Origin of the sequence: Neisseria sp. HMSC070F02 (assembly GCF_001814225.1) — a bacterium.
Lineage (GTDB): Bacteria > Pseudomonadota > Gammaproteobacteria > Burkholderiales > Neisseriaceae > Neisseria > Neisseria meningitidis.
The window spans coordinates 1-2,366 of record NZ_KV815491.1 but is presented as its reverse complement, the minus strand read 5'-3'; the positions used below and the strand labels follow the sequence as shown (position 1 = coordinate 2,366).

Annotated in this window: 1 protein-coding gene, 1 tRNA gene and 1 pseudogene; 1 reads left to right on the top strand and 2 read right to left on the bottom strand. The window is 50.9% G+C overall.

Annotated features, from left to right (window positions below; genetic code table 11):
* Positions 1–417 precede the first annotated feature (417 nt).
* On the top strand, positions 418–1,224 hold the full coding sequence (gene thiD, locus HMPREF2959_RS09885; protein ID WP_002239210.1) for a bifunctional hydroxymethylpyrimidine kinase/phosphomethylpyrimidine kinase: 807 nt from the start codon (positions 418–420) through the stop codon (positions 1,222–1,224).
* Between the two features lie 49 nt (positions 1,225–1,273).
* On the opposite strand, the pseudogene HMPREF2959_RS11605 reads toward thiD, so the two are convergent.
* Together HMPREF2959_RS11605 and HMPREF2959_RS09880 are read right to left on the bottom strand one after the other, a co-directional pair.
* Positions 1,274–1,445, bottom strand: a pseudogene (locus tag HMPREF2959_RS11605) (tellurite resistance methyltransferase TehB); the annotation flags it as partial.
* Between the two features lie 378 nt (positions 1,446–1,823).
* Positions 1,824–1,899 (bottom strand) — tRNA-Glu (locus HMPREF2959_RS09880).
* Positions 1,900–2,366: the final 467 nt, after the last annotated feature.

The following is a 2,366-nucleotide window of genomic DNA, read 5'->3' as shown; positions in this document are numbered from 1 at the left end:
GAATTTAGGGGATTTTGGGGAATTTTGCAAAGGTTTCGATTTGGAAATCACCCGAAACCCAAAAACAACTGAAACCGAACACACTGGATTCCCGCTTTCGTAGGAATGACGGAATTTTAGGTTTCTGTTTTTGTGGGAATGACGAATAAAGCGTGCCGGTTTATGCTCGCCGCAACACGCGGTTCAGACGGCATTGCTCTCTTTTTTCATTATCAGTGGGTGTAGCAACTGTATTTTTCACCCCGTCGGGCAAAAATACAGTTGCTACGATGCACCCCGCCGCCCTGCTCTGTGCCTTGTCCTGCAATACGGCATATAATGCACCACAAACCCCGCGCTGCGGTTTTCAGACGGCATCGCCGTGCTTTTTTACAGGCATTAGCCCTTTTTATCGGACACAATATTAAGGAGGAACAAATGAAAAGCTCTTTTGTGCAAACGCTTACCATCGCCGGTTCGGATTCGGGCGGCGGTGCGGGCATTCAGGCGGATTTGAAAACGTTTCAGATGCGCGGCGTGTTCGGAACGTGCGTCATCACCGCCGTTACCGCGCAAAATACCTTGGGCGTGTCGGCGGTTCATCTCGTCCCGACCGAAACCATCACCGCACAAATCCAAGCAATTAGGGAAGACTTTGACATCCGCGCCTACAAAATAGGAATGCTCGGCACGGCGGAAATCATCGAATGTGTTGCCGACAAGCTGAAACACTGCAGCTTTGGCAGGCGCGTACTCGACCCTGTGATGATTGCCAAAGGCGGTGCGCCGCTGTTGCAGGATTCCGCCGTTGCGGCACTGACGCGCCTACTGCTTCCCGATACGGATGTATTAACCCCCAACCTGCCTGAAGCGGAAGCCCTGACCGGCGTGCATATCGAAAACCGTAAAGATGCGGAACGTGCGGCAAAAATCCTGCTTGATTACGGTGTCAAAAATGTCGTTATCAAAGGCGGACATTTGAACGGCAGCACAAGCGGACGCTGCACGGATTGGCTGTTTACGCAAAATGAAACGCTGGAATTGGACAGCCCGCGCTTTCCAACCGCCCACACGCACGGCACGGGCTGCACGTTTTCCGCCTGCATCACCGCCGAGTTGGCAAAAGGCTCGGACGTTTGCAAAGCCGTACGGACTGCCAAGTCCTACATTACGGCGGCAATCTCAAACCCTTTGGAAATCGGCGCGGGACACGGCCCGGTCAATCATTGGGCGTATCGGGACTAGACGTAAAAATGCCGTCTGAAACAAAATGTTCAGACGGCATTTTTGAGGATTATTCAGGCTTTTTCGCCAGCATGGTTACAAATTTAAACCGTATCGGATTGCCGTTTTCGTCTTTGGCGTGCATCGCGCCCAATTCTTCTTTATATTCGACCAGCTCCCAATCCCGATAATAATCCTTCAGCTCCCCCCTCTTTAAATTTAAAAGGGAAAGGCATTTTGCAAAGGTCTCAGGTTATAAAAGACTCGTCATTCCCACGAAAGTGGGAATCCAGACCTGTCGGCACGGAAACTTATTGGATAAAACGGTTTCTTCAACCCTACGCTCTAGATTCCCGCTTTTGCGGGAATGACGAAGGGTGCGGGAATGACGAAGTTTCAGACGGCATCAAATGCCTTGTCAGGCTTTAGACGGCATCGTCCACCCTCTGCCGTCCTTCCCGCGCAGGCGGGAATCCAGACCTGTCGGCACGGAAGCTTATCGGATAAAACGGTTTCTTTAATCCTGCGCTCCAGATTCCCGCTTTCGCGGGAATGACGAAGGGTGCGGGAATGACGATTCATAATAAAAAAACCTGCTTGAAACAAGCAGGTTTTTGAATTGGCACGCCCACGGGGATTCGAACCCCGGTTGCCGCCGTGAAAGGGCAGTGTCCTAGGCCTCTAGACGATGGGCGCGTGGAAACGGACATTATACATACTTATAGAAATTTAGCAATACGATGCCGTCTAAACAAATGTCAGGGGGGCGTTTGTCTGATCGCATCACAATATAAAAACATATAAAAAACATTGGAATATCAAGCAATTCATTTTTTTGCGTGGTAATGCCGACAACGGAAGGCAGCTTTATTTTGAGGCGCAAAGGTCTTCGATGCACACGATGCGCCAGACTTGGCAGGTCAATATGGGCGTGCGCAGTATGTTCTGATGCGGCGGATTCGCCTGAAAACAAGCCGGAACGGTCAGATGCGTTCCGGATTGTTTTTTTTGTCGGGGGGGGTGCCGCCATATCAAAACAGGCGGGCGATGCCGTCTGAAACTTCGTCATTCCCGCCACTTTTCGTCATTCCCGCGAAAGCGGGAATCTAGAACGCAAAATCTCAAGAAACCGGCGGATTCGCATTTGAAGTGCAACTTTCCCT

Excerpts from the sequence above, each read along its gene's own strand:
- thiD (WP_002239210.1), top strand. The coding sequence starts at position 418 with ATGAAAAGCTCTTTTGTGCAAACGCTTACCATCGCCGGTTCGGATTCG.